This window comes from Methylocucumis oryzae (genome assembly GCF_000963695.1).
GTDB lineage: Bacteria > Pseudomonadota > Gammaproteobacteria > Methylococcales > Methylomonadaceae > Methylovulum > Methylovulum oryzae.
The window spans coordinates 16717-43366 of sequence record NZ_LAJX01000021.1; the positions used below are offsets into that span (position 1 = coordinate 16717).

Genomic DNA, 26650 nt, shown 5'->3' on the forward strand with positions numbered 1-26650 from the left:
AGCATCGTCGTAACTAAACTGACCGGAAAAACGTTTCGCCGTTTAACGCGCCAGAATCAATAGTACCGGTAAACGTATAAGTAACAGGCGCAGCTTCTACGGTGTTAAATGTGAATAACAACACCGCTATGCTTGATAGTAAACTCAAGTGTTTCATGAAATCCTCTACAGATAATAACGCGCCTTTTTGCTGTGAGCAAAAGGCGGTGTTGTTTAAAAGCTGAAATTGCCATTCACCGCTAATGCCGCGCAATGAATGCCTTTGACAAGCACCAACGGGCGTTTTAACTGCAGGACCGTTAGCGTCGGCATCAATTGCAAGTACGCTATTAGCGCCAAAATCACTACACAGCACATAACCATCGGCAATCGCATGACTGCTGGTAATTCCTAAGCTTTGCAATAAAGGCGTTAACACTATTTTGTCGTAATTAGCCGTAAAATCATTAATGGTATCAATACCGTCTTGTACATTTCTAAAGACGAATAAATCACGACTATCGCCGCCGGTTAATGTATCGCGTCCGGCAAAACCTGTGATTTTGTCCATTCCGCTAGTACCGGTTAAAACATTGGCTTTTTTAGTACCACTAATCACGTTGAGCTGAGTATTTAAATTCAAACCAACGATAATCGGGTCATGGTCAGAGGTGCGGAAAGCATCGTTGGCATATAAACTTATTAACTGGTTAGCGCTTTTAAAATTAGTGTTGTAATCCAATGCACTAGGCTCATCGGCGTTAATATGCCATTCCAACACGTCTTGTACTTGCGCAGCTAAACTCGCTGACGCTAAAGCATGGTCTAGATAACCCCATTGTCCATCAAACGCATAGGAATAGCCGCTATCACCGATATGTGCTTCGATTAGATTGCTATAACCGTCGTTTTTAAGCGTCGTAACAGGGTCTTCTTTAGCATACGAATTTAAATCGCCGGCAATTAAAATATCTGTGTCAGCCGTGCCGGTAGGGTCTTGGTCTAGCCAATAAACCAGTTCTTCCGCAGCGGCAGTACGCGTTTTTATTACACTGACCTTGACCGTCGCCAGCATCAACATCGCCTACAATCGATGTAGTGGCATGTGAAGGCGTCAACATACTGACGTTATCAGAGCAGCTACTGCCTTTGGATTTTAAGTGGTTAGCGACAGCAATAAAGCGTTCGCCAGTACTGTTTTCTTCAAATGCTTGTGCTAAGGCAGGGCGGCTACGGCCAATCGTACCCGTGCTGGTTTGAAATAAACCCAACGCACCCGTATTTAAGGCAGCCGTTGTGCCGACCGGCGTCACCTTAGTCGCTGATAAATCATGCCAACTTTAATCGCATCAGTGCCTAAAGCATTGGTTTGTCCGGTATTGGCATCAACATCGATAAACGCATAACTGCCCGCACCCGCAACGGCATTCATTTTATTAACTAAAAATTGCATTGCGCTGTTAGCGCCATATCCATCGTTTTCTAATTCATTGACGATAATCACGTCAGCGCCTGTACCAATTAAATTGGCAACAGTTTTAGGCCATTGTCTATCAAACTCGGTTTGGTTCTCTGCGCCTCGGCAATCGGTGGCAGCACCGCCTACACCATTGGTGCAATTATTACTGCCAAATGTATTGAAGAAATTGAGTAAATTAGCGCTGGCGACTTTTAAGCGCCCGGTTAATTGCGCCGGAGCTGCTGGGCGCAGATTGCTGGCAACAAAATTCGGCACACTAGCGTTTAATGAGTTAATCGGTCGTAATCGATACGCATTACCGCTTGCCGAGTTACCAGACCAGGTATACGTCATGACGCCAACCAAATTTGCTACTGAATCGCCACCGCGTAAGGTATTACTGGCGCTTAACGGATTACCGTTACGGCCAAATAAGATAGGGTCAGGATTTTGGCTTTGTAATTCATCATCGACGATGATGCGATTTAAGCTATTGCTGGCTTGTAACGCCAAAGCACTCGTACCAGGTGTGTTTACATTCGTAGGCTGCGCTAAACGGCTATTAGCCGACAGCACGACTTGGCCGAAGCGACCAAGTTGGAAGTGCTCAGTTACCAACAAGGTTTGCGCGAATTTAACCAACATGCCTTCATAGCGTTCTAAGTAACTTTGAGAAGCAACTGGCAATGTCACATTAACCGGCGTAATCGTAGCCGTTTCGCCACAAGATACGATGGTTGGGCTGGATAATTGAGTTTGACCTTGAAACTCTTCGACAGTACCAGTCACTTGCACGACTTGGCCTAAGTTCACGCTGTTATTACTGCCGTTAAACACAAAAATACCGTCTGAGGTTGCATCATCGCCATCAGATTGAGCCGGTGTATTTTGTAAGTAAAAACCGCGTAAATTCGGCGATGCGCCTTCGTAATCGCCAACGACCACACCTTGAACGGTGCGCGTACCTGTTAACGCGGCGGTTTCACCCGAACCTTGAATAGCACCTATCGCGGTATCAGACTCAGAACAGACAGCCGCTACATCATCATTTTGTATAGTGCCTTGCCCTTGAGCATCAAGCACTGTAGCGCGCACAACATTAGTAATATTAACGACAAAAGTTTCATTAGGTTCTATTGATGTATCGCCATTAACCGCAACTGTAAACGTGTAACGGTCGCTGCCAGCAGGAATGGTCTGACTAGCTAAGCTTTTACTGACATAATCACCTGAAGCTGAGCTAGCGGTGTTATCTGCTGTCGCAATATCAAAGCTCACGCCACCGGCTGGAGCTGGCGCTGATAAGCTGACCGTGAAGGTATAATTGGTCGTTCCGCTATTGCCTTCGCTGGTACTGACATCATTGATTGATAACAAAACTGAACTCGTCGTGCTAGTCAGCGAAAAATTATCAATGGCTAAGCCGTGGTCGTTACCGGCATCGTTTCTTTCTACCCAGCGCAGCCATAACGTATTGCCATTCGTCCAATTTAACCCAGTGAGTGTGCCACCACGGTTACTGACTAACCCAGCGCTATTGCCATCAACACTAGCGGCTGTCGCTGAAGCAATTGGCGAAGTCCAATCAAAGTTGCCGCTAGGTGCTGTCCACGTTGCAACGGTGCTAAATGCCGTACCAAAACCATATTCCAACACCATGTTTTGGTTAGACGTGTTGCCGCCATTACGCCATTGCTCACCATCAAAAGCCACATTGACTTGGTTAATGGTAGAACCTGTAGAATTTACCGCAGAAAAAGCTATCCAACCGGCTACTGCGCCCGATGCGGGTGCCCCAAAATAGGCGCCGCCAGAACCAAGACCACCTAAGGCTCTATCAGATACAGCACCATAGCTGTAAAAACTACCTGCGCTAGCAGAGCCAGTACTACCGGTATAAGCCGTAATCGCAGCATTCGCTTGATTAAACAAATGCCAGCCCGATAGTGTTACATCGTTAGTCCAAGCGGTTGCACTAGTCGATGTCGTTAAACTGTCAAAGGTTTGCGAATAAGCACCGGTAAAATTAACAGCCGCATCGCTTACCGATGAGCAATTTAATGCGACAAATACTGCTAATACTAGTGGCTTCTGGTTTGGCAACAAATTTTTAGCCATTACTGTTCCTAAAGAATGCTTTGAAAGAGGGCGTTTTTAACCGTGCTAGCTTACAGATGTTTAAAACACGTTTTTGTTTAAGATAGTTAAGCCTATAACGAACAAGCACGGTTTATGCGATAACCATCGCATTATATGAGTCTTTCCCTTAGACAGTATGAAGGTTTAATGAAAGTTTGATGAAATGTATACTCTGAACGGTCAACCTACAAAGGTAGCGCACAGCGTACCCTATCTGAAAACTTGACCGTTTGAAGCATATTACAAAAATACTAATATAAATCAGTAAATTGCCTATTTTTATCATTCAGCCATGCACTTTATTTACAGCTCTCCATTAGGCATTAACAAAGCGCTATTTGTCTTTACAGTCTTAAATCCGATAGGGATAATTGGTAGTTTACATTAAACGTAAAACCCTACACACGAGGCCAGTCTAATGGTGCCACAAAGCAGAATTTTGATTGTTGACGACGTAGTTGACAACATACGCGTTGCGATGAATATTTTAAAAGAGCACAACTTTGATTTTTCATTTGCTACCAACGGTGCCGATGCATTAAGGCTAGTCAATGAGCATCCAGAGAATTTTGATTTGATTCTGTTAGATGTCATGATGCCACAATTGGATGGTTTTGAAGTGTGTAAACAGCTAAAAACCAATCCTAGAACGATGGATGTTCCGATTATTTTTTTAACCGCTAAAGTCGACATTGACTCGGTGACCAAAGGCTTTGCCTTAGGTGGCTTGGATTATATTACTAAGCCTTTTCATGCGGCGGAGTTGTTAGCAAGAGTCAAGACCCATGTCGATTTACATCAGGCTAAGGTCTTGTTGAAATATAACAATATTGCCTTAGAGGTAAAAGCCCGCTTCGAGCAAAAGCGCTTGCTGTCTGAGCTTGAAGAAAGTCAGAAAGAGATAATCTGCGTACTCACCGAATTAATGGAAGCAACCTCCGATGAGACCGGTAAACATATAAGACGTGTCTCAGAGTCTGCGGCTTTATTAGCGCGGTATCATGAAGCATTAACCGATGAAGATGCCCACATTTTGTATCACGCTGCGCCTATGCACGATATTGGTAAGTTGACTATCCCGGCTGAAATTTTGCATAAACCCGGACGCTATGATGATGCCGAGTTTGAAATCATGAAACAGCATACGAGTAACGCGTTTGGTTTACTAAATTGGTCAGACCGGCGTTTACTTAAAGCCGCTGCGATTATCGCGCATGAACACCATGAAAAATGGGATGGTACCGGCTATCCTAGAGGCTTGCGCGGTACTGAAATTCATATTTATGGTCGTATTGTTGCATTAGCTGATGTGTTTGACGCGTTATCACACAGTAGACGCTATAAAACCGCCTGGAGTATCAGTGAAGTTGTTGAATACATTAAAAATTTACGCGAAAAACAATTTGACCCGTATTTAGTCGATATCTTCATTCAGCACATAGATGATTTTATTGATATAGCTAAAATCACCTAATTACTGTGTTTCGTCGTTATCTTACTGTTTGCCTCAAACTAGGGCTATGGTTAATAGCGCTGGGTATTGGCCAAAGTTTTGCCGAAAATACTCCCGCCACGCTTGAACATGTCGCCATACAATTAAAATGGCAACACGCGTTTCAGTTTGCCGGTTACTATGCTGCTTTGGAAAAAGGTTATTACCAAGCTGAAGGCTTAGACGTTGAGCTGAAACAAATCGACTTTAGCAAAGATTATGTTAAGCAAGTCCTCGCCGGTGAGTCAGAATACGGTGTTTCTGACAGTACGTTGCTTATTTATCACTTAAAAAACGAGCCTGTTGTTTTAATCAATCAGTTTTTTCAGCACTCTCCTCTTGTTTTTCTCTCTAAACGCGATTCAGGCATTATTAGCCCGTTTGAAATGGTTAATAAAAAAGTCGCCTTTAATACCACGAATTTAGGCGATGCCGCGCTCAATGCCTTGTTGCTAAAAACCTTAGGCAGTTTGGCTAAAATCAAACAAGTTCCGTTCAACGAACAGCATCAACAAGATTTTATCGATGGCAAAATTGATGTCGTTTCGGCTTATTCTAGCTCCCAGCCATTTCTATTAAAAGAACTAGGTATAGACGTTAACATTATTAACCCACAGAACTACGGCATTGATTTTTATGGTGATAATTTATATACCACACGCAAAGAAATCGCCGACCATCCTGAACGCGTTAAAAAAATTAGCCGAGCAACCGTAAAAGGCTGGCATTATGCTTTAGCGCATAGCGAAGAAATCATCGATGTGATTTTAAAAAAATATAATCCCAAGTTGTCGCGCGCTTATTTGCAATATGAAGCTAAAGCGACTCAGCAAATGATTATCCCCGATGTTGTTGAGTTAGGCTCAGTCGAGCCACAGCGTTATAAACAAGCCGCTGAAGATTATCGACGCTTAGGTTTCGTGACTAACGACCATATCGATGACAGCTTTTTTTATTTGGAAGACCAAATTAATAGTGCTTTTAATTCGGAATTAACGCCAGAAGAACGTACTTGGATACAAGCTCACCCAGTCATTCGTGTTGGTGTTGAAAAAGATTGGGCGCCTTATGATTTTATCGATCAAGAAGGCCATCCTACGGGCTTAAGTCATGAGTTAGTGGAATTAATCGGTGATTATTCCGGCTTAAAGTTTGATTATGTGGTTGATGACTGGCATGTGTTAGTCGACAAAACCAAACAAGGTGAGCTTGATTTATTACCCGCGATTTTTGAATCTAACGAACGGGAGCGCTATTTAACCTATAGCCAAACTTATCACTATATGTTGGATTACTTTTTCATTCATGAAGAAGTACAAGCCGTATCATTTGATGATTTAGCCGGTAAAACCATTGCGATACCTAAAGATTTTATTCATATCGAGGTCATTAAAAAACAGTTCCCCCAGCTTAAGATTTTAGAAGTTGACAACTTAATGGCCGCAATGAACAGCGTTATCGAACGTAAAGCGGATTTATTGCTCGATATTCATTCTGTCATTACCTATTTATTGAWWRAAAAAAAATGCGATTACCACGATTAAGCCATTTCGAGTGCTACCGCCCGGCGAAGCGCGACGTTTACACATGGCGGTGCGTAAAGATTTACCGATTCTTGCGTCTATCGTTCGTAAATCGCTAGATGCAATACCGATTGCCGATAAAATCGATTTGGAAGATAAATGGTTTGAACGCACGCCGTCAAAGACCAGTAAGCCGATTTATATCTCAAAAACCGAACAAAAATGGCTAGCAGAGCATCCTATTATCCGCTTTTCCGGTGACCCTAAGTGGCTGCCTTATGAAGCGTTTGATAACAACGGTCGCTATGTAGGCATTGTTGCCGAATATTTACGATTGATTGAGCAAAAATTACGGATTCATTTAGAAATCGTACCGACACAATCATGGACGGAAACCGTACAAAAAATCAAACAAGGCGAAATCGATGTCATTTCCGAAACCATTGATTCCGATTTGAATAAACAACTGACTTTTACTCATGCGTATTTATCAAGCCCGGTAGTCATTGTTATGCGTGACGAAGAGGTTTATGTCGATGATATTGCCCAAATCAGCGCTAAACGCATTGGCCTAGTTAAAGAGTATGGCTATAACCCCGCGATTATTAAACAATATCCTGATATTAAATTTTACGAAGTTGAAAGTGTACAAGATGGCTTAACCCACGTTTCCACACGCAAGCTTGATGCGTTAATTTGTACGCTGGCACAAGCCAGTTATCACATTAGCGAGCAAGGTGTGAATAATGTTCGAATTGTTGGTAAAACCCAATTTGCAACCAAGCTCGGTTATGGTATGCGCCCAGAATTTGCGCCGCTAGTCCCATTGTTTAATCGAGCACTCAATACGATTAATCCTAATGATAAGCAAAAAATTCTGGAAAACTGGGGTAAAGAGCAGTTTATTGAAAAAATTGACTACAGCTTAATCTTTAAAATCATCGGTGGCTTTTTATTATTGCTGGTGCTTACATTTCTATGGAATAGGCGGTTAGTCCAAGAAATTCAACGCCGTAAGTTAAGCGAGCAAAAAGTATTGTTGCTCAATAAACGTCTAGCGTTAGCTACAGAAGTGTTGGCTTTAGGCGTATGGGAATTAGAGTTTGGCGAGCAATTAGCCTTAATATTCGATGAGCGCAGCTTGGCGATTTATGACCTAGCACCCGATGCACCGCTTGATTTTGATGTCTGGTTGTCCGTCGTACATCCTGACGATAGACACTTGCTTAAACAGTTGATTTTCACGATAGAAAATAATCAAACACCGACGCCGATAGAATTTCGCTTGAAAAATAGCGCCTCAGACATAAGAACCATTTATTGTGCAGCGACGGCCGTTAGGGAGGGCGACCATATTATCAAAGTCACCGGCGTTAACTGGGATATTAGTGATAGAAAAAAGGCTGAGTTAGCCTTGGCAACAGCAAAAGAACAAGCTGAACATGCTAATAAAGCAAAATCACAGTTTCTTGCCAATATGAGTCACGAAATTCGTACGCCGCTGAATGCCATTATTGGCTTTACCGAATTATTAAGCGAACAAATTAAAGAGCCTAAGCATTTATCGTTCGTACAAACCATACAAAGTGCCGGACAAAACTTGCTAGCGTTGATTAACGATATTTTGGATTTATCAAAAATTGAGGCGGGCAAGCTTAATATCGAAAAAAATGTCTGTAATCCACATGATTTATTTAACGAATTAAATCATATATTTTCATTAAAAGTGCGCGAAAAAAATCTGCAATTGCAGTTAGACGTTGACCCTAAAATTCCTGAGCATTTAATACTCGATGCCGTAAGATTACGGCAAGTGTTGTTTAACCTTATCGGCAATGCTGTTAAATTTACTGACACGGGTTATGTTCGCTTATCGGCGCGCACCACTAACGAAGATGACATTCATAGCAAGCTTGATTTAGTCATAGAAGTTGAAGACACCGGCATAGGCATAGATAAAAGCCAGCAACATATTGTGTTTAACGACTTTGAGCAGTCTGAAGGCCAAGATTATCGTAAATATGGCGGCACTGGGTTAGGCCTTGCGATTAGCTCAAGACTAACAGAAATGATGGGCGGTATTATTTCGTTATCTAGTCAGCTTGGCGTAGGCACAACCTTTACGATTCATTTATTTGATGTCGATGTTGCGGTGATGTCAGGCGAGCAACAACCTGAAGCGTTGCCAGTTCCAGTCGGTAAAATTAATTTTCACCCCGGCGTGGTTTTAGTCGTTGATGATGTTACTAATAATCGAAGCTTACTTAGAGAAAGTTTTGCCGATACCTCCTTAACCATTTTAGAAGCTGAAAATGGCTTAATTGCCGTTAACATGGTTAAGCAAAACGCCATTGATTTGATTTTAATGGACATCAGAATGCCCGTGATGGACGGCTACGAAGCCGCCGCATTAATTAAAAGTATTAGCGACATACCGATTATTGCGCTAACAGCTTCAGTCATGCGTGACCAATACGAGCGCTTAAAAAGCTCTAACTTCGAAGGTTATTTACGCAAACCGGTATTAAAAGCGGATTTACATCAAGAGCTCACCAAATTTTTAGCCTTTGATACCGTAACCGAAAATGCTACACCCGAGAAACAAGAAGCCACTTTACAATTAACTCATGACGAATTAGCACTTTTACCGAGTGTGTTAGATAAGTTAGTAGAGCTACAAAGCCTTTGCGCACAAAGTTTAAAAAATAATAACTTAACCGACGCGAAAAACTTTGCTGACGCGCTATCGGCGCTCAGTGAAACCAGTTCAATAGCCTTAGTGCGTGATTATGCCAATACCTTACAAGAGCATATTGATTGCTTTGACTTGTTAGCGATACAGCAACAACTAAGCAATTTCCCGGCGTTAGTGCAAGCGCTAAGCGAGTTTAAGCCGGCGTTACGGGGTTGAGTAAGGGAACTTAAGAATAGGCATGAAACAACGTCGACGTCAAGGTTTGCCGAATCGGTAGAGCGCTCAGGTTTAAAACACCTGAGTGGGGTGAAATGACGACGTTTAGCTTGTCCAAAACACCAGAAAACGCAGCTTGCTATTTTGGTTCACCCACCCACGAAACCCAGCAGAGGTCACTATGAAATACACCTACTATATAACCGATGTTTTTACTCAACAGCCGTTCAATGGCGCGCAGATTGCCGTATTCCCACAAGCCGATGGATTAAGTGCTGAAAAGATGGCGTTGATTGCACGTGAATTAAATCTGTCGGAAACCGTCTTTATCTTTCATACAAGTAAAGCCGCCAACACGCGTCGGATGCGGATTTTCTCACCGCTGGCGGAAGTGGATTTTGGTGGTCACCCAATCATCGCTGCCGGTTATGTGTTGGGTTTGTCGGGCGACCTCGCCTTGTCTGCTTCCATAACGCCCATCATTTTTTGAACAAAATGCTGGCGCCGTAGACGTTAATATCTCTAGCGAGCACGGACAACCCAGTTTTTGTGCAATTTACTAACAAAGTTAAATCTCAAATCGACCGCTTTGCGCCCAGCGATGAGGAATTGGCGCAGTTTTTAAGCATAACCCAATCAGAATTAGATCATAAAAAATATTCTCCTAGACTGGTGTCTTGTGGCTACCCTTATCTGGTCGTACCAGTATGGAATTACGATACCGTTAGAAAAGCGCGTTTCAATTACGCAGCGTGGAGTCAGTCGGTTGCACCACAAACAGCCGCTCAAGAAATTATATTATTCGCACCCAAATCGCCGTTTCCAGATGCCGATTTTAACGTGCGCTTACTCGGTCCTAGAATTGGGTTGCACGAAGATCCACCGTTGGTAGCGCCATGTCAGCATTTTGCTGTTATCTTTGCTCGTTCGAACACACTCGCAAAGGCACACATGTGTTTAGCGTTGATAGGGGGCAAGCTGATACGCGTCGTAGCGTGATTAGCCTAGAAATGGATAACAAGCACGAGGAATCATTAACCATCAGAATCGGCGGTCATGCCGTTCTGGTTGCTGAAGGTACTTTGACGATTGATGGGAAATAAACACGGCATTTAGTGACTCCCGCGCGCCGCCTTAAATTAATAGCTTTATTATCGCCTGGTCGAGGCGGTGTGCGCCAACAATACATACACCGCCCCAGCACCACCATCTTTGCCTGCTGCTGAACAAAACGCCAACACGTCATGATGTTGCCTAAGCCATTTGTTAAGATGGTTTTTTAGTACCGGATACGCATCATCAGAACGATAGCCTTTGCCATGTACGACGTGGATACAATGGCAGCCATCTTTCATGCAATGCTTGATAAAATCGAATAACTCACGTTTTGCTTCGTAAGCGGTTAAACCGTGTAAATCAATTTCTGCTTCGACAGGAAAATAGCCAGAGCGTAGTTTTTTTAACACGTCCTTAGCAAGCCCTGTGGTCGTAAATGCTAAAACCTCTTCTCGTCCTACGCCTTCAGGAAGTTCTAAGTCACGCTCGCTGTCTTCAGTGCGTTTAGGATAGGGCTTGGGTTTAGGGCTGGTTGCGCTTATTTTCTCTTGCTTAATAGCGCGTACTTCGCCTACGCTGGCACGAAATAAGTCACTGTCTTCAGAGTCTACGAGTTTTTTTTTCACTATGGCTGATTTTATAAGCTATTGTTGCTAATATGGTTAGTTTTACATACTTTATACGGACGCGTTATTGGTTATAGTCAGTTTGGGCTTTTAACGCCTACGGACTCACCATTGTGCTAGCGATACCACGAAAACACATAGAGTATAGCTTAATTTGGCTTTTGAACGACGCATCATGCATATTTTACTCAGTAACGACGATGGCTATTTGGCAGAAGGGTTAATCACGCTGGCACATGCATTGCGTGAACACGCCGATATTTCTGTCGTTGCACCCGATAAAAACCGAAGCGCAGCCAGTAATTCATTAACCTTAGAGTTACCCTTGCGCGCTTACCCTGCTGATAATGGCTTTATTAAAGTCGATGGTACGCCCACGGACTGCGTACATTTAGCGATTACCGGCTTGTTAAAACACGAACCTGATATGGTTTTTGCAGGCATTAATCATGGCGCAAATTTAGGTGATGATGTGTTGTATTCTGGCACGGTTGCCGCTGCGACTGAAGGGCGTTTTTTGGGTTTGCCAGCAGTCGCTATTTCTTTAGCGAGTAGCAACCCTGTGCATTTTGCCACGGCAGCAGAAGTAGCCATCACCATTTTTAAACGCTTATTAGTCAAACCATTAGCGCGTGATACGCTTTTGAATATCAATGTACCTGATTTAGCGATGTCTGATATTAAAGGCTATCAAGCGACGCGCTTAGGTCAGCGCCATAAAGCCGAACCGGTCATTAAGGATTTAGACCCACGCGGACGCACGATTTATTGGGTAGGTCCGCCAGGGGCCGAGCAAGATGCAGGTCCTGGTACGGATTTTTATGCCGTTAACACCGGTTATATTTCAGTGACGCCGTTGCAACTCGATTTAACCTGGTATGAGCGGCTATCGGTAGTAAAAGAGTGGCTACCTTAGGGAGATACAATGACCATAGACCTTAAAGGCTCAGGCATGACCTCGCAACGTGCGCGTGATCGATTGATTCAGCGTTTGGTCAAAGAGGGGATTCAGCATCCAGAGGTATTAGCCGTGATGCGCGATACACCACGCCATATTTTTATTGCAGAAGCATTAGCCAGTCGGGCTTATGATGATGTTTCCTTACCTATTGGCTTTGGTCAAACGATTTCTCAGCCCTATATTGTCGCAAAAATGACCGAGTTATTGTTAGCGCGTGGACGTTTAAACAAAGTGCTGGAAATTGGTACTGGCTGCGGCTATCAAACCGCTGTTTTAGCACAACTCGTCGATCATGTTTATTCGGTAGAGCGCATACGCGAGCTACAAAAAACCGCAAAAGACACTATTTGGGCATTAAAGCTAAAAAATATCCGCTTTTATCATGGTGATGGTAGTTTAGGGTGGCCAGAGCAAGCGCCTTTTGATGGCATATTAGCGGCCGCTGCCCCAGAAAGCGTGCCTAATGCGTTATTAGAGCAATTAGCACCGAATGGCGTCATGGTTATTCCTATAGGTGCTAGTGGTAAACAAGTATTACATCGTATTACGCGTACCGGAAACAGCTATGACGTCGAGAACTTTGGCGGCGTTGAATTTGTGCCTTTTATAACCGATAAGCGGTGAGTGTTTAAGCTATGAACATTCCTATTGACCGAAGCAAGTGGTCAGTAGCAAGTCAAAGATCTCTTGCTGGCTGCTATGATGCTGCTACTTTATATTACGAAGATATTGCTTATCATTGTAAAAAATGCGGAGAACCGAGCGTGTTCTCAGCGGTTATGCAACAACGTATTTATGAAGAGACTCAAAAATTTATCGCTTGGCAGCCCTCTCTTTGCATAAGTTGTGAAAACCAGAGAGAAATGTTGCTAGAAAAAATTAATGAATGTCGGCTAAGTTGGCAAAATGAAAAAGCAACGCTTGCAATGAGCAGTGACTTTTTATTGCGCTGGTATTACCTGTTAAAAGAAGTCGAAAAATACGGTCGAAAAGGAAGTAATCCTTCGGTTGTGATTATGATAACTAAATTGTTACGTAATCTTTAATGTTTGCCTTTTATCAGGGGAAACCAATCACTTGTTTAGTGTTATGCGGTATTTAAGTGTAAATTTAGAAATTCAACCGATATGAACAACTCTGTAATTGACCCCATAGCAACCGTGCTTATCGTCGATGATACGCCAGGTAATTTGGCTTTATTATCCGATACCTTATCGGAAGCAGGTTATCGCGTATTAGTGGCAACAGATGGATTAGCGGCGCTAGAGCAAATTGATTATTTACCGCCCGACATTATCTTAATGGATGTCGTTATGCCTGGCATAGATGGTTTTGAAACCTGTAAGCGATTAAAAGCCAATCCCATAACGTCCGACATTCCCTTGTTGTTTATGACCGGGCTGAGTGAGTTGGATAATTTATTGCGTGGTTTTGGTGAAGGTGGTTTGGACTATATCGTCAAACCCATTCGCCCGCCCGAAGTACTCGCTCGTATCGAAGTGCATTTAGCCTTAGCGCGTGCTAAACAACGCACTAACGCGGCCTTAAAATTGAGCCGATTTGCAGCCTTCGCACTGGATAACAATGGCATAGTGACATGGCTTACACCAGCCGCTAGTGATATTTTAAGCACTTGCCTACCTAATGACTGCGTTGAAATAGGCGGTTTATTGCCAAAACCGCTAGCAACGTGGGCGCTTAATCAAATTAACAGCAAAACACCTGCTAACGATACGTTTGAATACCAAGGACTTGAGCTGAATTTAACTGCCTGTTTGAATGCTCAGGAATATTTAGTGTTAATCAAAGAAACTGGTCATCACTGGGATTTAGAAGCGCTAAAAAACGCTATGGGCCTAACATTACGCGAAGCTGAAATTTTGATGTGGATTTCACGCGGCAAAACCAACAAAGAAGTAGGCTTAATTTTAGAAAGTAGTCACCGCACCGTTAACAAACATTTAGAGCATATTTACGAAAAGCTAGGTGTGGCAACACGCGCAGCGGCAGTAGCTATGGTCATGCAACGTACAACCTCTAAATAAAACAAACTCTTTACAACACGCCCCCCGTGTTGTTGTCAGACTCATTCTACTGCGTCCTGTGCAGTACTCAGTTTCAACTCCAAGTGCCATCACGATCAAGACAGATTCGTTAGACTAACTGCCTGAAGAAATAGTTTTTGTTGGGCACTAGTTACCTAAGCCTTGGTTTATTGTTAACAGTTATGCACTCCCTATTAACTTAATCTAAGCATGGCTTGATGATGAGCAATCATCTCAATGACTTAACAATTTTAGGAGTACACCATGGCAACGATTAACGGCACATCAGGAAACAATACACTTAACGGCACCAATTCGGCTGACAGCATCAGTGGATTTGGCGGTAACGATACTCTAATGGGATTAGACGGTAACGATACTTTAGTTGGTGGTATCGGTATAGACATGATGTATGGCGGCAAAGGCAACGACACTTACTATGTCGATGATGTTAGCGATGAGGCCATTGAAGACGGTTTTGATCCTCATCAAGGTACAGCAGACACTGTTATCGCCTCGGTAGGTTTCACGCTAGGCGTAAAACGTTGAAAACTTAACGCTAACCGGCAGTGCCAACATTAATGGTAAAGGTAATGGCAGTGCAAATGTTTTAACAGGTAATACTGGCAATAACTGGTTGGACGGCGGTACGTCAGTAGATACGCTAAAAGGCGGCCAAGGCGACGACACGTATACGGTAGATTACACAGATTATGTAAGCGTTTACGACACAGTCGTTGAAAACAATTTTTCGGGTACAGACACCGTGCTGTTAGTTGCCGCAGGTCAAGGGGTTTGGCAAGATTATACTTTGCCGGACTACGTTGAAAACGTCATTGTATTTGGCAGCAAAGGCAGCGTTGTGCTGGGAAATACCTTAGACAACTTAATGATAGGTTCTAGTAAAGATGATGTTTTAAACGGTAAAAGCGGCAAAGACAGCTTAACAGGCGGGCTAGGCAATGATGTTTATTATGTTGATAACATCGACGATAAAGTCACAGAAAAATCTGGTCAAGGCACTGACTTGGTTTATTCAACGATAAGTTATTCTCTAACAGCTAATGTTGAGAATTTAATTTTATACCAAAATGGCAATTTCAATGCTACCGGCAATGATTTAAACAATCGGCTGAGCGGAAATAGCGGTGATAACGTATTAAACGGCGGTACTGGTGTCGATACGTTAAAAGGCGGACAAGGCAATGATAATTACCTTGTTGATAACAGCTTAGACGTCATTATTGAAAATCAAAATGAAGGCATCGATAGCGTACAAGCCACAAGCAATTATAGTTTAAGCGCTCATATCGAAAATTTGACGTTAATCGGCGCTAGTGCATTACAAGGCATAGGTAATAGTCTTGGCAATACGCTTGTTGGCAATGAATTTGATAACGTTTTCATGGGCATGGATGGCGCAGATACGATAGAAGGTGGCTTAGGTAACGATCAACTCTGGGGTGCTTCAGGTAACGATGTCATGTCCGGTGGCGGTGGCGACGATGATTATGGTGTAAATGATAGTGGTGATGTCGTCAATGAAGACGTAAACGGCGGCATCGATACCGTTTATGCAACGGTTAATTGGAGTTTAGGCAGCAACTTTGAAAAACTAGTACTTATTAGCGGACTTACTTTAACAGGCACGGGTAATGAATTAGATAATTTTATTCAAGGTAATTTCGTTAACAACACCTTATCGGGTGGCGCTGGTGCTGATACCATTGAAGGTGGTGATGGTAACGATGAAATCTATGGCGGTTTAGGTGCTGATGTGTTGAAAGGAGGCTCCGGAGACGATTCTTACAAAGCTGCTGAAAGCGGCGACACGATTATAGAAGATTTCTCAGGTGGAATAGACACTGTCGTTACTAGCGATAGCTGGGAGCTAGAAGCTAATGTCGAGATTCTACAATTAGTTGGAAATGGCAACACTAATGGTAAAGGCAACAGTTTAGATAACCTTGTAAGTGGTAATTTAGGTGTAAACGTATTATCAGGTCTTGATGGCAATGATACATTAATAGGAAATGATGGTAGTGATACTTTAGTCGGCGGGGCAGGTGCTGATACGTTTATATTTGAAACTATTCAAGGGGGCACTGATGTGATAACAGACTTTGTCAGTGGTTTAGATCGTTTAGTTTGCCCTAACGGTCAGTTTTACTTTCATATTGGCAATGGCGACCATACTATTGACAATGCCGTATTATGTAATTCAACGGTGTCATTTGCAGCAAACGCCGAATTAGTCATTATAGGACTCGACATCAACCAACTAAGCGCAGGAGCAGCAGCTGCTAGAATCGGTTCAGCAAACAGCGCTTATGCCATTAGCGATACGCGTTTATTCGTTGTCGATAATGGCGCGGATAGCGCCCTGTATTTATTTCAATCTAGCGGTAATGATGCTCAAGTGAGTGCGGCAGAATTAACGCTAATAGGCACGATTCAAGGTGCTGGTCAAACCGCGTTAGCTGATTATAGTTTTTAAGCAGTTGCGCTAGCACTGAGGATTTTGGCCTTGAATTCAAGGCCTTTTTTTCATATAGCCAAATTAAAAGCACAACCTGCCGAAGTACCAAACTTAACAGAAGCTGAATAAACGCAACGATTGCCAGAATAAAAAATTATTTTGTGAACCAATCATCATGCTAACAGTCTATATTTATTAAAGTTTTTTTAATTAATGGTATTTATTTATAGATAAACTGTTTCCAATAATAGACGAACGCATCGTGCCGATATAGAATACGCCCACCTTTAGAGAGTTAGTCCACTGAAAAGTGACTAAAAAGGGGGAGGATGAGCCTTAGGCTCTAAGATAACAATAATAAAACACGTACTTTGATTGAGTTAAGTTACGCCAGCTAATCCGGCGTAGTACGGAACAACAATAATAATAAAAGCTCAACGCGCCCGCTGAACTGCGGGCTTTTTATTGTCTACTGGTTTTTAACTAACATATTTTGTATGTCTTTATATATTTAAACACCAGTATTAAACGCTTACTCGCTCTCAACGCATGTGTTTAGAGTCTGCTCCATACACGCACCAGGCATTCGTTCACTTCTACCGTAATATGCGAGAGCTTGTTAACACCGTCAAATTTTACAAATGACTGCAATAAGGCTTTGTAATAAGCAGGCGGTTTAGGGGTATGCGACACCAGTGAAATAATGACGGCAAAATGCCCTGGTCCTACGCGCCAAATATGTAAATCAGCAATGCGATTATCCGCATCACTTTCAATCTGTTCAGTAATCGCATTCTTATAGCGCGTGGCAATACTTTCATCAATTAAGACCGGACTGGACTCTTTCATCAAAACATAAGACCAGCGTGTAATCACTAACGCACCGACAATCCCCATAACGGGATCTAATAATACCCAGCCATAATATTTTCCTGCACAAAGCGCAATAATCGCTAGAATCGACGTAAATGCATCCGCTAAAACATGCGCATAAGCTGCTTTTAAATTATGGTCGTGATGATGGTGGTCATGGTCATGCAGATGATTATGCTCATATTTATGTTTATGATGAGTGTGATGATGTTCATGATGATGGTGGTCATCTTTTAGCAACAACGCGCAAATAACATTAATCAACAAACCAAAGCAGGCGACTAGTATCGCCTCGTCGAAATGAATCGGCATAGGCTTAACTAAGCGCTCAATAGACTCTAAAATCATCATCAGCGCTACCACGCCTAATGCAACCGAGCTAGCAAAACCACCTAAAACCCCGACTTTACCGGCGCCAAACGCAAACGTACCGTCATCTGCGTGCAAGCGCGAATAACGATAAGCAAACACGGTGATAAAAAAAGCGGCGACATGAGTCCCCATGTGCCAACCATCGGCAAGCAAAGCCATTGAACCGAACACAATACCGGCTGCAATTTCTGCGCACATGGTTAAAAACGTCAACACTAACACTTGACGCGTACGACGCTCACCTTTTTTATTAATCACCGCAAAATCATGAGCGTGCTGTAAACTTTCTAACATTTGTGAATGCATAACTGCTTTCCTGTCAATAATAATTATTCACTCGTTAAACAATGCTAGGCAATCATTTAACGTTTTAACGGCTGTTGATAAGCAAAATAGCGCTGCTGGTTCTTCTCTAGCCACATGTTAGTTGGATTAGAGTCATACGAAAACTGCCCCGAATGAATCCGGTAACCGCTTAAACTCACGCCACTAAGCGGATAAAACTCACCGTATTTTAGTAAAGAAAAATGTACATGCGGCCCCGTAGAGCTACCGCCTTGACATAACGCTTGGTCTTTAGAATTAGCATAGATGCCTAAGATTTGATTACGTTTAACGTTAGCACCATCACTCACGCGTAGACCGCCTAAATGATAATAATTCGTTGCCCAACCGTTAGTTGAGGTGACACGCACAAAACAACTAGAAAACACTGTTACGATACCCGGATGTGCTGCCGTAACAAAATCATGCTGGGTATTATCGCCCCAAACCAAGCCCCAGCTTTTAGTAAAATCAATCGACGACATAATGCCAGGGTCGCTGCCTGTGGTGGTATGGACACCATTGAAATACCAAGCCTCGGTGCGGCGCCAAGGTAACTGTAAAAAGCGAGCGCTAGGTAATTTCGCCTTGGGTGTTCGGAGTTTACTGGCATCTTCAGTAAATAATCGTGCATAGTGTTGGCGAAATCGCTGTCTTAACTCAACAGTATCATCCGTGTTAAATAATACTAATAACGCATAGGTCGCAGCATTTAACGTCTGTGTTTGTGCATTATCCAGAAAGCGGAATTGATAATACGCTGAATACAGAATAGACAACACGTCTTTTAATTGCGCCTCAAATCCGGTCTTTTTTGATAAATTGCCAAACGGTTGTGTCGGCTCCGAAACAGACTCAGACTGCAGGTCTAACAGTAATAAAACTAGTTTCGGATTAATACTGAAATAACCACACCAATGTACAAGCGATTCTTGATAGGGCAATAATTTAGGTGCGTGTTGATGTAAATACCCTGCTAAATCAAACGCTGCAGCCGTTTTGCCATAAACAAATTCAGCATCCGAAAGCCAAGGTTCGGTGCTTGTCAATGTGCGAATACTTTGTTCCGTTACTTGGATAGGCGGCATGACCTCGTCATGGGCAACGCTAGACAGAGGTAAGATGACTACAATAAAACTGAATACGGTTTTGTTGAACAGCATGATGGTCTCCTAAAAACGGCTTAACACCGACTACTGACTTTAGTTCATTTAACCGCTAAATACTTCCTATAATCAATCGCCACCTTTAACCCAGCAAAATTACCGGCCATATTAAATAACTCATGTCGGGTTTTATCAAAACTTAGCTTTACTTCATTAAGCGCGTTGGCTTCGTAACCGGGTTCTATGCGTGGTGTGTCGAGTAAGAAATGATAAATATAGACCTCTTGTTCAGCTTCGTCTTGTACGCTTAATGGCGGGCCTAATTTAGCCAGTACAGCGTCTTTTTTAGGCAGCTCTGCGTGAATTTTGCCGACTAGCTCGGTATTGGCTTTAAGTGTTTTCTTTTCCTTGTCTATGTCAGCACCTGCGATGGAGCGTAGCGAGACTTCTAAGAATTCAGCAGGTGCGATTTCTAAAAACAGTGGTGAGAACGACCATGCCGTTAAACGCTTATCGGGATTAAATTGCATTTCTGAGTAAAATTTAACCTCAGGCTGCACGGGTTTATTAGCCGCATCGACTTTACGAAACCAATAACGCCAGACGCGCCCACCTTCTGAGGTAGGTTTGTCATCCGAGGGGTAAAGATTCGCTAACGCAACAAAATCCATGTTGTACATGACGGGTTGCTTAAATTGCAAAGTAAAATCCTGGTCACTGACAATAGCAAAATATTTGTCAAACTCACTCATTTGCAAATAAGTGCGGTAAGCTCTTAGCCAATACAAGCAGCCTGATAAGCTTAATGCCAGGAACAGTATTAAAAAAACACGCAGGATTCGCATAGGGTTGGGTTAATGTCGAGTCGTGGAATCGAGGCTGGCACCGTTTTGCTTTAACAACGCTTCGATGTCAATTAAATCAAATAAGTGCTTAGCGCCACAAAACTCACAAACCACTTCGACATTAGAACGAGCGCTTAAAATAGCTTCTAATTCGCTACGTCCTATCGCTAACAAGGTTTTTTCTATGCGTGACCTAGAGCATGAGCATTCAAAAGTAATAGACTCAGCGTCGAATAGCCTCAGCTCATCTTCATGATATAAACGATGTAATAGTGTAGGGCAGTCTAGCGTGAGTAGCTCATGCGAACTTAGCGTGTCCGCTAATAACGATAAACGCTCCCAATCGTCTTGCTCAGGTTTAGCCGTCGGAATTTCTTGTAGTAATAAACCGACCGCTGTCGTGTCATTGGCAAATAGCCATAAAACGCGTTTTTAATTGCTCGGATTGGCTAAAGTAATTTTCGACAATTTGCGCCAGACTGTCACCTTCAAGGCTAACAATTCCCTGGTAGGGATCGCCTTTGCTAGTATCTACCGTTAACACTAATTGACCCTTGCCAATTAATTGGCTAAAATGTTGCGCCGCTTGCACCTTCTACACAACGCACACAGCCACGGATTTTTTTCTCATGTGTGGCTTGCGTTACTAAGGTTGATATTTCGCCATCGCCGTGAATTTGCAAAATCATAGAGCCCGTAAATTTAATCATGGCCGATAATAACGCCACCGATGCATACGCTTGGCCGAGTAACGCAATTGCGGCTTCAGGTGCTTGTTGATTTTGCTTAGCTGTTTGCCAGCTTGTGGTTAGCTTAACCCATTCGCCGCGTACACCTAGCTCAGTAAAGATAAAGCGTCTTAATACATCGTGTTCAATCATATTCGTCTCTCTTAAATAATGCTTTATTATACTGGCTGTTTTCTTTGTTGCCCTGAACTTCGTGGGTATTTTCAAGAGGTCGTCGCTTATGTTTTTTTTCGCAAAAAAAGTAGTCATGCCTAAACCTGAGGACGCGTTACCTGGACGCACGACGCCTATTCCCGTCGTCAACCAGCATTTTGTTAATGGCAATCCCATTATTTCACCGCCAGCGCATATTCGTGCGGCCTTATTTGGCATGGGGTGTTTCTGGGGCGCAGAACGGCGATTTTGGTGTGTGCCTAATATTTATAGCACCGCAGTAGGCTATAGCGGTGGCTTTACTCCCAATCTAACTTATGACGAGCTATGCACAGGGCTTACCGGCCATAATGAAGTCGTTAAGGTATTTTACGACCCTGCGCTAACATCGTATATAGAGCTACTTAAAGTGTTTTGGCAATCGCATAATCCCACGCAAGGTATGCGTCAAGGCAATGATATAGGCACGCAATACCGCTCTGGTATTTATACCTACGATGATGAGCAATTTGCGTTAGCACAAGCATCAAAGCAACATTACCAAGAGCGGTTAACCCGTGCAGGATTTGGTCAGATTACCACAGAAATTTTACCGGCTAGCGACTTCTACTATGCAGAAACCTACCACCAACAGTATTTAGCAAAAGAGCCAATGGGGTATTGTGGCTTAGGTGGTTTAGGGGTGAGTTACGATGCCTAGGATTATACTTTAAAACGGCTAAGTTTTAGGTTTTTTACAGATCGCTGTAGGGTACGCTACGCGTACCTTGTTATTGATTTTATTGCGTTTTTAATGGGGCACACAGCGTACCACACTCAAAAAACCGAACATAACCATTCAAAGTATAAAGCGGGGTTAAAACAACCCCAATTGTAATTTAGCCACTTCAGACATCATGTCGCGTGACCACGGTGGATCTAGCACGACTTCTACATTAACGCGGGTAACGCCAGGTAACTCAGCGATGCCGCGTTCAACATCGCTTTGAATCACAGGTCCCATACCGCAGCCTGGCGCGGTCAATGTCATCATAATATGGACATCAAACTGTCCAGGCGCTGTTTCAGTGACGTGGCAATGGTAGACTAAGCCTAGTTCAACGATATTCACCGGAATTTCAGGGTCATACACCCCCCGCATAACATCCCAGCAATTTTGTTCTATCGCGTCTTTATTGAGTTCTGAGCTTAAAAGAGTAGAGGCTTTGAGCTCAAGACCTAAGGCATCGGCATCGTTGCCAGCAATGCGTACTAAATGACCGTAGTCGGTTAATACTGTGTAGTTATCGCCTAATGCTTGATGAATAGTCACTTGTTGGCCTTGGCGCAACATGCCGACCAAACCTTCAGGTATCGTAACGATGTTAACATCGCGGGTTAAACTAATTATTTGTGATTCAGACATGGTTATAAATGAAAAGTACGCGCTTCGATAGTTTGGCCCGTAACACCAATGCTAGCCGCGCCAAACAAATATTGGTACACACCGGCTAAATCATCTGGTTTAGGCAATTTGGTTTTATCTTCGCCAGGATAGGCTTTTTTGCGTATAGGCGAATCAACAGGGCCTGGAACAAGCAAATTAACACGGATTTTACCGGCTGCTTCAAGCTCTTCTGCTAATATGCCCGCTAATCCTGCTAACGCAATTTTAGCGACGCCATAAGCACTAGCATAAGCTTTAGGCGTTTTTAACCGCAGAATCGCTAGTGAAGACAACCGAGGCATGAGCGCTGTTTTGTAATACCGGCAATAACACGCGGGTTAATAAAAATGCCGCATTCAGATTAACATGCATACTTTGCAACCAGGTTTTAGTACTGGTTTGCGCGATAGGGGTAAAAGCACTAAAGTCTGCTGCTGAATGCAGTAAACCTTGCAAGCTGCCATATTTTTCCAGAATTTTATCGGCAAGTTCTTGATACTGGTCTTCGTTAGCACCGGCTAAGTCGAACGGATATAAAATCGGTTCAGGCCCATGTGCAGCAACAATTGCATCATAAGTTTGCTCAAGTTTGGCTAAGTCGCGGTCGAGTAAAATAATATGTGCGCCTTGTTTAGCCAACGCTAAAGCGGCACTTCGCCCTAAACCGCTGGCAGCCCCAGTAATCAAAATCACAGAATGTGTTAACGGCATAGTATCTCTTTTAGCCAATCAGCTAAGTGTGCAGGTGAATGGATTAATACATCTGCGCCCCATAATTCCGGCGTATCGTTAGGTTTTAAATAGCCATACACCGCTGCCAATGTTGTCATATTAGCGCTGTTACCGGCAGTAATATCATGGCTGGCATCGCCGATATAAACGCATTCCGACGCGCTGACCTCAGCTTGTTGGCAAGCAGCAAAAAGTGGCGCGGGATTAGGTTTAGGGAATGGTGTATCGTCACCGCTAACAATACAAGCAGCACGTTCCGTTAACCCTAAAGCAGACATTAAAGGTTGGGTATAACGACGATGTTTGTTGGTAACCACGCCCCATTTTAAGCCTTGGTCTTCAAGGTCTGCTAATAACTCCGCCATGCCGTCGAATAATCGGCTATGGCAGGCTAAATGTTGTTGATAATGGCTTAACATGGTTGCTAGCATTTCCGAATGGTCAATTTCGTTGCCATTATCGCCAAGGCTTTTCTTCAGCATTGCGGCGGCACCAAAGGAAATAAACGGTTTTATCGCTTGTGTGTCAATGGCTGCTTGTCCATGTTGTTGTAACGCATAATTTAACGCCGCAAGCAAATCCGGTGCAGTGTCAACCAGCGTGCCATCTAAATCGAATAACACACAAGACAAATTTAAATGACTCACAGACCTCACTCGCATTTTTGATAGGCGGCTAGGTAATTTACTTTAATATCTTTACCTAAATTAAATTGTCGGCTTAACGGATTATATTCAATACCTACCATGCCTTTCAGCACCAAGCCAACGGTTCTTGCAGTTTGGCTTAGTTCAGAGGGTTTGATAAATGTTTTATAATCGTGCGTACCCTTAGGCAACATGCGCAAAATATGCTCGGCTGCGACTATCGCTAATAAATACGCTTTCAGGTCGCGATTCAACGTTGAAAAAACCACCATACCGCCTGGTTTTACTAGCTTGGCACAAGAGGCAATAATTGAGCCTGGATCAGGCACATGCTCCAGCATCTCCATGCAGGTGACATGATCAAAAGCGCCAGCTTGCTCGTCCGCCAAGTGTTCAGCGCTAACCATCCGGTACTGCGCAGGCACTCCGGTATCGAGACTATGTAGCTCAGCAATATCAACCAGTTCAGGACTTAAATCGATACCTAATGCCTCCGCACCTTGTTGCGCTAAACCTTCGGTTAAAATGCCGCCGCCGCAACCGACATCGACCACGCGTTTACCGGCTAAATCGGCGAAACGTTGGATAAACTCCAAGCGTAACGGATTGATTTGATGTAACGTTTTGAACTCGCCTTCAGGGTCCCACCAACGTTCGGCCATCGCACCGAATTTATTGATTTCGTGTAAATGTACGTTATTTGCTGTCGTCATGATAAAAACCTATAAATGAACACCTATAGTTTACTCGATTACTCGGTTTTGCGTCATATTAAGCCGTATCGCTTTTTAGGGCTACACACTCTAGTAGGGACAGGGTATTTAGGGTCAGGTGTTGGCAGCATGGATGCTGCCACCAAGCCTACAGGGATGTATTTACGGCGTCCTGCACCTTGAATACCCTGTCCCGCCTTACGTTGATAGCCCTTTTTAGCGTACAAGCCTAGTTTTTTATGTCAGAGTTAAATCCAAAGGGGGGTAAATGCACCATCAGATAGTTAACCGCGCTTTAGGCGCATATTTAGGCTTTGCATTGGGCGATGCTTTAGGTGCAACCGTCGAATTCATGTCACCTAAGCAAATTCAACGCCGCTATGGTGTGCATCAAGACATAATAGGAGGTGGTTGGTTAGGCTTAGCGCCCGGTCAAGTCACGGATGATACCCAAATGTCCTTAGCGCTAGGCAACGCGTTGATTGAACAACGCAGCTTCGATTTACCGGCTATTGCCGATGCTTTTTTGGCGTGGTTAAACAACCAGCCGCCCGATGTTGGCAATACCTGTAGACAAGGTTTGCTACGTTATCGAGATACCGGCAGTTTAGCCGCACCGTATCATGAGCAGTCGGCTGGCAATGGTGGCTTAATGCGTAATCTTCCCATTGTGTTAGCCTGTTTAAACAAGCCTCAATATTTAGCCGCTTGGAGTCTAGCCCAAGCGCGTATCACCCATCACCACCCGCTGTCTGACGCAGCGACCATCGCTTGCGCAGACATCACGCGCTTGTTATTACTAGGACACGATTTATCAACGTGCCAGACGAGGGTTAATACATTGATTAGCGAGTTTCCCGTATTTGCCTTTCAACCTTATCCTGGTAAAGCGTCCGGCTATATTGTCGATACGCTGCAAACAATCTTACATTATTTTTTTACCACGTCATCGTTCAGCGAATGTTTAATCGCTACTGTCAACCAAGGCGGTGATGCCGACACCACAGGCGCGTTAGCAGGAATGCTCGCCGGGGCTTATTACGGTATTGAGCAATTACCGACGCATTGGCTGGAAAAGCTAGATATAAGCGTTGTGCATGCCATTAAGGAGCAAGTGACTAAATTACTTGATAACGAAAGCGTTTTTGATGGGTAAAATAGGCTCTGAGTGCTTTCTATTTGGTGTCATTCAGCCATAGGGCTGATCAAATGGTAGGTGCTACTAAGCGATTTAGCGGGTAGGACGGCGCGATAGCAAACCGCCATCGGTGTGCCCCGAAATGGCCAATTGCCTATCGGCGAATCTGCCTTACCACATTAATTAATGCTCATACATGGCTAAGCTATCGTAGTGATAGTTATTTCCCAATACAGAAAGTAAATAAAATAATATTATCAATTAGTTATTGTAATAAAGGTGTAAAATAGGGGTAAAAATCGACTTAATAATGCTAAGCGGTTAGCCATCGCCATACACAATGGCCAATAACTCATTATCTGTTAGCTCATCATTCGAACGATTATTAAACATGCGAGACATAGCAGCCGAGTCTAATGGCTCACCAAAAGATAAGTTACCATCAATAACAGCCTTTAATTGCTCATCTGTTAACGGTGGATAATTTTGTAATGTCTGAACGCTGGCGCGTTCGAGTTTAACCAGTCTGGTTAGAGTGCTATTTTTCATTTACGTGCTGCCTCTAGCGCTTCAATACGCTGAATTAAGTCTGTTGTTTCAATAAGTTTTAGCCTGGGTTCCTAAATTAGATAGCAACTGCCCGCCAATATCGGATGAAATATCCCCGCGAGCAATGCTGTCAATTACATATTGTCCGATAGTTGCCAAGGTGTCGTTATTTGCTATATCAAAAGTCACCGCTTCTGTTTGTGGCTTAAGCGGCGGACAAATTCTATCCAGCAAAACTTTACATGCTTGCACATCACCAGCTTTGGTTTGAGCTAATAAGGTTTTGAGAATTTCTGGCGCGTGTAAAACAATTTCCTGCCGTATTAGCGTTGCCGCCGTTTTGCCTTTGGGTC

31 protein-coding genes are annotated in these 26650 nt (G+C 43.4%); 14 read left to right on the top strand and 17 right to left on the bottom strand.

What is annotated here, in order from left to right; all coding sequences use genetic code 11:
* Positions 1-13: 13 nt before the first annotated feature.
* Genes VZ94_RS26745 through VZ94_RS25025 form a run of 3 tightly spaced genes read right to left on the bottom strand, consistent with a single transcriptional unit; the run spans position 14 to position 3556 of the window.
* Positions 14-1054 (bottom strand): type I secretion C-terminal target domain-containing protein, encoded by a 1041-nt coding sequence (locus VZ94_RS26745; protein ID WP_204369028.1) that lies wholly within the window; start codon positions 1052-1054, stop codon positions 14-16.
* Complete coding sequence (locus VZ94_RS26750; RefSeq protein ID WP_204369029.1) at positions 957-1292, bottom strand: hypothetical protein; 336 nt, start codon at positions 1290-1292, stop codon at positions 957-959. The genes VZ94_RS26745 and VZ94_RS26750 overlap by 98 nt, the downstream gene beginning before the upstream one ends.
* The gene (locus VZ94_RS25025) at positions 1289-3556 is read right to left on the bottom strand and encodes an ExeM/NucH family extracellular endonuclease (protein WP_204369030.1); all 2268 of its coding nucleotides are present in this window, start codon (positions 3554-3556) and stop codon (positions 1289-1291) included. The genes VZ94_RS26750 and VZ94_RS25025 overlap by 4 nt, the downstream gene beginning before the upstream one ends.
* A gap of 439 nt (positions 3557-3995) precedes the next feature.
* Between VZ94_RS25025 and VZ94_RS02900 the strand changes: the two genes are divergently transcribed.
* The 5 genes from VZ94_RS02900 (at position 3996) to VZ94_RS31505 (ending at position 10502) form a co-directional block, all read left to right on the top strand.
* The gene (locus VZ94_RS02900; protein WP_045778095.1) at positions 3996-5051 is read left to right on the top strand and encodes a response regulator; all 1056 of its coding nucleotides are present in this window, start codon (positions 3996-3998) and stop codon (positions 5049-5051) included.
* Positions 5052-5056: 5 nt separating this feature from the next.
* The gene (locus tag VZ94_RS02905) at positions 5057-6613 is read left to right on the top strand and encodes an ABC transporter substrate-binding protein (protein WP_045778096.1); all 1557 of its coding nucleotides are present in this window, start codon (positions 5057-5059) and stop codon (positions 6611-6613) included.
* A 10-nt stretch (positions 6614-6623) separates the two neighbouring features.
* Entirely contained in the window at positions 6624-9503 is a 2880-nt protein-coding gene (locus VZ94_RS22115; RefSeq protein ID WP_052700165.1) for an ATP-binding protein, read from the top strand.
* A 181-nt stretch (positions 9504-9684) separates the two neighbouring features.
* A complete protein-coding gene (locus tag VZ94_RS30115; RefSeq protein ID WP_275575113.1) occupies positions 9685-9993 on the top strand; it encodes a PhzF family phenazine biosynthesis protein in 309 nt (102 codons plus the stop codon).
* 59 nt (positions 9994-10052) lie between these two features.
* The gene (locus VZ94_RS31505; RefSeq protein WP_338040206.1) at positions 10053-10502 is read left to right on the top strand and encodes a PhzF family phenazine biosynthesis protein; all 450 of its coding nucleotides are present in this window, start codon (positions 10053-10055) and stop codon (positions 10500-10502) included.
* A 152-nt stretch (positions 10503-10654) separates the two neighbouring features.
* Here VZ94_RS31505 and VZ94_RS02920 read toward each other — a convergent pair whose 3' ends face one another.
* Positions 10655-11185 carry a Smr/MutS family protein gene (locus VZ94_RS02920; protein ID WP_045778097.1) on the bottom strand — a complete coding sequence of 177 codons (531 nt, stop codon included), beginning with the start codon at positions 11183-11185 and terminating at the stop codon, positions 10655-10657.
* A 175-nt stretch (positions 11186-11360) separates the two neighbouring features.
* Between VZ94_RS02920 and surE the strand changes: the two genes are divergently transcribed.
* The 6 genes from surE to VZ94_RS02945 all read left to right on the top strand — a co-directional run bounded on the left by surE (position 11361) and on the right by VZ94_RS02945 (position 16688).
* A complete protein-coding gene (gene surE, locus VZ94_RS02925; protein ID WP_045778111.1) occupies positions 11361-12101 on the top strand; it encodes a 5'/3'-nucleotidase SurE in 741 nt (246 codons plus the stop codon).
* A 9-nt stretch (positions 12102-12110) separates the two neighbouring features.
* Positions 12111-12770: a protein-L-isoaspartate(D-aspartate) O-methyltransferase gene (locus VZ94_RS02930; protein ID WP_045778098.1), complete on the top strand. Its 660-nt coding sequence runs from the start codon at positions 12111-12113 to the stop codon at positions 12768-12770.
* An 11-nt stretch (positions 12771-12781) separates the two neighbouring features.
* Entirely contained in the window at positions 12782-13192 is a 411-nt protein-coding gene (locus VZ94_RS02935) for a zinc-ribbon domain containing protein (RefSeq protein ID WP_045778099.1), read from the top strand.
* Between the two features lie 81 nt (positions 13193-13273).
* Positions 13274-14191: a response regulator transcription factor gene (locus tag VZ94_RS02940; RefSeq protein ID WP_045778100.1), complete on the top strand. Its 918-nt coding sequence runs from the start codon at positions 13274-13276 to the stop codon at positions 14189-14191.
* A gap of 264 nt (positions 14192-14455) precedes the next feature.
* Positions 14456-14740, top strand: coding sequence for a calcium-binding protein (locus VZ94_RS25030; protein WP_052700166.1), 285 nt, complete (start codon positions 14456-14458; stop codon positions 14738-14740).
* A 28-nt stretch (positions 14741-14768) separates the two neighbouring features.
* Positions 14769-16688, top strand: coding sequence for a calcium-binding protein (locus tag VZ94_RS02945; protein WP_275575115.1), 1920 nt, complete (start codon positions 14769-14771; stop codon positions 16686-16688).
* Between the two features lie 537 nt (positions 16689-17225).
* On the opposite strand, the gene dmeF is transcribed toward VZ94_RS02945, so the two are convergent.
* From dmeF to VZ94_RS31520, 6 genes are read right to left on the bottom strand one after another with little or no spacing between them, the layout of a single operon-like run.
* Entirely contained in the window at positions 17226-18221 is a 996-nt protein-coding gene (gene dmeF / locus VZ94_RS02950) for a CDF family Co(II)/Ni(II) efflux transporter DmeF (RefSeq protein WP_045778101.1), read from the bottom strand.
* A gap of 56 nt (positions 18222-18277) precedes the next feature.
* Entirely contained in the window at positions 18278-19402 is a 1125-nt protein-coding gene (locus VZ94_RS02955; protein ID WP_052700168.1) for a M23 family metallopeptidase, read from the bottom strand.
* Between the two features lie 44 nt (positions 19403-19446).
* Positions 19447-20190 (bottom strand): hypothetical protein, encoded by a 744-nt coding sequence (locus VZ94_RS02960; RefSeq protein WP_045778102.1) that lies wholly within the window; start codon positions 20188-20190, stop codon positions 19447-19449.
* A 9-nt stretch (positions 20191-20199) separates the two neighbouring features.
* Positions 20200-20562 carry an Hsp33 family molecular chaperone HslO gene (locus VZ94_RS31510; protein WP_338040211.1) on the bottom strand — a complete coding sequence of 121 codons (363 nt, stop codon included), beginning with the start codon at positions 20560-20562 and terminating at the stop codon, positions 20200-20202.
* 31 nt (positions 20563-20593) lie between these two features.
* Complete coding sequence (locus VZ94_RS31515; protein WP_338040207.1) at positions 20594-20782, bottom strand: Hsp33 family molecular chaperone HslO; 189 nt, start codon at positions 20780-20782, stop codon at positions 20594-20596.
* Complete coding sequence (locus tag VZ94_RS31520) at positions 20760-21071, bottom strand: Hsp33 family molecular chaperone HslO (protein ID WP_338040208.1); 312 nt, start codon at positions 21069-21071, stop codon at positions 20760-20762. Before VZ94_RS31520 ends, VZ94_RS31515 begins: the two co-directional genes overlap by 23 nt.
* 88 nt (positions 21072-21159) lie before the next feature.
* On the opposite strand from VZ94_RS31520, the gene msrA reads away from it, so the two are divergent.
* Entirely contained in the window at positions 21160-21792 is a 633-nt protein-coding gene (gene msrA / locus VZ94_RS02970; RefSeq protein WP_045778103.1) for a peptide-methionine (S)-S-oxide reductase MsrA, read from the top strand.
* A 156-nt stretch (positions 21793-21948) separates the two neighbouring features.
* Here msrA and sufT read toward each other — a convergent pair whose 3' ends face one another.
* The 5 genes from sufT to ubiG are packed head-to-tail and all read right to left on the bottom strand — an operon-like array spanning position 21949 to position 24610.
* Complete coding sequence (gene sufT / locus VZ94_RS02975; protein ID WP_045778104.1) at positions 21949-22497, bottom strand: putative Fe-S cluster assembly protein SufT; 549 nt, start codon at positions 22495-22497, stop codon at positions 21949-21951.
* 2 nt (positions 22498-22499) lie between these two features.
* Positions 22500-22820, bottom strand: a complete 321-nt coding sequence (locus tag VZ94_RS31525) for an SDR family oxidoreductase (RefSeq protein WP_338040209.1) — start codon at positions 22818-22820, stop codon at positions 22500-22502.
* Entirely contained in the window at positions 22774-23229 is a 456-nt protein-coding gene (locus tag VZ94_RS31530; protein WP_338040210.1) for an SDR family NAD(P)-dependent oxidoreductase, read from the bottom strand. The genes VZ94_RS31525 and VZ94_RS31530 overlap by 47 nt, the downstream gene beginning before the upstream one ends.
* Positions 23220-23897: an HAD family hydrolase gene (locus VZ94_RS02985; RefSeq protein WP_239649579.1), complete on the bottom strand. Its 678-nt coding sequence runs from the start codon at positions 23895-23897 to the stop codon at positions 23220-23222. Before VZ94_RS02985 ends, VZ94_RS31530 begins: the two co-directional genes overlap by 10 nt.
* Before the next feature lie 5 nt (positions 23898-23902).
* Positions 23903-24610 carry a bifunctional 2-polyprenyl-6-hydroxyphenol methylase/3-demethylubiquinol 3-O-methyltransferase UbiG gene (ubiG, locus tag VZ94_RS02990; protein WP_045778106.1) on the bottom strand — a complete coding sequence of 236 codons (708 nt, stop codon included), beginning with the start codon at positions 24608-24610 and terminating at the stop codon, positions 23903-23905.
* 15 nt (positions 24611-24625) lie between these two features.
* Between ubiG and VZ94_RS25730 the strand changes: the two genes are divergently transcribed.
* On the top strand, positions 24626-24793 hold the full coding sequence (locus VZ94_RS25730) for a hypothetical protein (RefSeq protein WP_157844836.1): 168 nt from the start codon (positions 24626-24628) through the stop codon (positions 24791-24793).
* A gap of 85 nt (positions 24794-24878) precedes the next feature.
* Positions 24879-25766, top strand: coding sequence for an ADP-ribosyl-[dinitrogen reductase] hydrolase (draG, locus tag VZ94_RS02995; protein WP_045778107.1), 888 nt, complete (start codon positions 24879-24881; stop codon positions 25764-25766).
* Between the two features lie 303 nt (positions 25767-26069).
* Here draG and VZ94_RS03000 read toward each other — a convergent pair whose 3' ends face one another.
* The gene (locus VZ94_RS03000; protein ID WP_045778108.1) at positions 26070-26297 is read right to left on the bottom strand and encodes a hypothetical protein; all 228 of its coding nucleotides are present in this window, start codon (positions 26295-26297) and stop codon (positions 26070-26072) included.
* Between the two features lie 48 nt (positions 26298-26345).
* Positions 26346-26650 (bottom strand): hypothetical protein (locus VZ94_RS03005; protein ID WP_192828592.1); only part of this gene is annotated, 305 nt, incomplete at its 5' end.